We start from the raw sequence: 2716 nt of genomic DNA, 5'->3' as shown, positions 1-2716 counted from the left end.
CAGTATTTGATTTAGGTAAAACAATACTCGAAGAAGAAATCCTGATGCATAAGGATATTTTTAGGCACTCGTCTACGCGGCGCACTATTACACGGTTTATCTCTACTGTGTTGATTGCTATATCAATTGAGGCGCTGTTAACTATGTTTAAAGCGGCGTTGGGGCAATCGGAATATTTAATGCCTGCCATAGCGATGATGCTGGCAGTGGTAGGGCTTTTAATTGCACTGGCTATTTATGTTTATTTAGGGGCAAAGGCCGAAACGCTATTAATGCGCGCTCGTTTAAAACAAAAATCCTCCAAGTAGGAGGATTTTTATATTACATAACTATTTAATAGCTATTTATTGCTTATCTTGCGCGCGTTTGGCTTTAAAGTCAGACTCGCTCGTCCAATTTGGCCAATCGCCATTATTTGCAAGCTGTGTGGCTATATCAACAATAAGATTTATATCTTGCTTAACACCACCTAACGACCAACCAGCTGAGTAGTCGTCTGCTTCTTTATGGTATTTATGCGCAATGTACTCAGGATCGGTATCACCCAGACTCATAAATAATAAACTAGGCACGCCTTGCTTAGAAAGCGAGAAATGATCTGATCTAAAAAACAAACCATTTTGCGGGCGAGGATCCATTTTAACAACACGGCCTTGTGATTTTGCAGCCTTTGCTAAATAGTTTTCCATTGTCGATAAATCTTTACCGTATTGTAAAATGTAGTCAGTGCCATCAAGCACGTTCATGCCATCAATATTTAATAAACCGACCATTTGTTTTGTAGGTACAACCGCACCCGATGCAAACTCTTCAGAACCAATTAACCCTGTTTCTTCTGCTGTAAAGTTAGCAAAAATAATTGAGCGTTTAAATGGTTTTTGCTTGTTCATTTTGCTCATTATACGTGCTATTTCAAGCGTGGCTGCAGTGCCTGAAGCGTTATCTACTGCGCCATTATAAATCTTAGGGCCAGTATCAGTTTGTTTAGTACCAAAGTGGTCCCAGTGAGCGCTAATAACAACGTATTCGTCAGGTGATTCGCTACCTGTAATTTGTGCAACTACGTTATGCGATTTGGCATGTGATACTTCGTTTTTAAAGGCAAGGTTTGCTTTTAAGTTAAGTGGCGTCGCTTTAAAGTCATTATTTAATGCTGCTTGTTTTAAATCTTGATAGTTAAGCTTTGCGGCGTTAAACATTTGCTCGGTCGCATCAAGTGTTAGCCAGCCCATAACCGGTAATTTAGACGCGTTTAAATTGTTATCCATTAACGTGTATTTAGTGCCGGTGTTTGAACTTTCAACTACGCCCCAAGGATATGCCGCAGGCGCGGTTTCATGAACAATAAATACAGCCTTTGCACCTTGGCGAGCGGCTTCTTCATATTTATAAGTCCAACGACCGTAGTAGGTCATTGCATTACCAGTAAAAAGGGCGTCGTTTTGAGTAGCAAAGCCTGGATCGTTAACTAGCACAACCACAGTTTTACCAGTTACATCAATATTTTTATAGTCATTCCAGTTATATTCTGGTGCATTAATACCATAGCCAACAAATACAACGTCAGAATTGCGTACATCAATTAATGGCTGAAGTTGCTCGGTACGTGCGGTAAAGTCTTTACCTGATTCAAAGCTTAAATCACCTACCTTTAACTGCATATCCTGATTAGCTGTCACCATTGCCATTTTTACAGGCTGTAAGTATTTACCTTTATAAGCACCGGTTAAACCCAGCGCTTTATATTGCTCGCTTAAGTAGCCTACGGTTTTTACTTCACCATGAGTAAGCGGGCCTCGGCCTTCAAAGTCATCAGAGGCTAGCGTTTTAATATGCTGTTTAAGATTGCTAAGGCTTACACCTGCTGTATTTTCTAATGGAGTTTGTTCGCTTGCAGGCTCTGAGCAGCCAAAGAGTGCAACTAGCAAGCTCAGGCTAGCGCTTTTTAAAAGAGTAGATGCCATAGTCTTCATATTGTTATTTAATTAGGCTTTCAATATAAAGGAAGCACCGCAGCGATGTCGAATTTTTATAGAGAACTTTTCATTCAATTGCAGATTGATTTTATAAGGCGTATAAATAACGAACAATCTAAAGGAGCACATAATGGGCCAATGTAAAAAAGTGGGTATTTATAGCTAGTGGCATTGCATTTTTTACTGCTGCAATATTAGCTGAGCAGGAGACATTTTTTGTGCTGTCTGCTTCTTTTATAATACTGGGCACTATAAGTATAAAAAGCGATTTAATAACCGCTTAGTTTTTTTAGCTAAATATAAAGCTTAAATACAATACTTGGCACTAAAAGCAAAAAACCAGCATTAGCTGGTTTTTTCGCATAGGTTGCAGTTAGCTTTATGCGTCTGCAAGTTTTACGCGGATCTTACTTTTATCAACATTAGATTGGTTAAGTGCAGTAATTGCGCTTTTACTTTCTATGTCGTTTGGCATTTCTACAAAGGCAAAACCTTTAGATTGGCCAGTTTCTTTATCAAGTACCAAGTTACAGGTAGTCACTTTACCGTGCTCTGCAAATAAAGTACGAAGCTCATGCTCAGTGGTAGCACGAGACAAGTTACGAACTAATAGTTTCATAATGAACCTAAATAATTATGTCAGTATTAATTATCTCAAGTAACTCAGGTTTAACCTAATTTTATTTTAAAAGAAATATAAATAAACACTCTATAGAAATATTTTTATGTATCACTTTGAA

2 protein-coding genes and 1 pseudogene are annotated in these 2716 nt (G+C 38.3%); 1 reads left to right on the top strand and 2 read right to left on the bottom strand.

Going from position 1 to position 2716, the window contains the following annotated elements:
- Nucleotides 1–308 (top strand): annotated as a pseudogene (locus tag H5072_RS16245) (general glycosylation pathway protein); the annotation flags it as partial.
- A gap of 36 nt (nt 309–344) precedes the next feature.
- Here the strand turns inward: H5072_RS16245 and H5072_RS16240 are convergent.
- Together H5072_RS16240 and H5072_RS16235 are read right to left on the bottom strand one after the other, a co-directional pair.
- Nucleotides 345–1964 (bottom strand): M28 family metallopeptidase, encoded by a 1620-nt coding sequence (locus tag H5072_RS16240; RefSeq protein WP_182694115.1) that lies wholly within the window; start codon nt 1962–1964, stop codon nt 345–347.
- A gap of 391 nt (nt 1965–2355) precedes the next feature.
- Nucleotides 2356–2595, bottom strand: coding sequence for an RNA-binding protein (locus tag H5072_RS16235; RefSeq protein ID WP_182694114.1), 240 nt, complete (start codon nt 2593–2595; stop codon nt 2356–2358).
- Nucleotides 2596–2716 lie beyond the last annotated feature (121 nt).

The organism is Pseudoalteromonas sp. SR45-5 (assembly GCF_014163565.1).
Classification (GTDB): Bacteria; Pseudomonadota; Gammaproteobacteria; order Enterobacterales; family Alteromonadaceae; genus Pseudoalteromonas; species Pseudoalteromonas distincta.
The sequence above is the reverse complement of the archived record's forward strand: the minus strand, read 5'-3'. Positions and strand labels throughout refer to the sequence as shown.

Bases quoted from the DNA above. Each gene is read 5' to 3' on its own strand.
- H5072_RS16240 (WP_182694115.1), bottom strand. From the start codon at position 1,964: ATGGCATCTACTCTTTTAAAAAGCGCTAGCCTGAGCTTGCTAGTTGCA.
- H5072_RS16235 (WP_182694114.1), bottom strand. From the start codon at position 2,595: ATGAAACTATTAGTTCGTAACTTGTCTCGTGCTACCACTGAGCATGAG.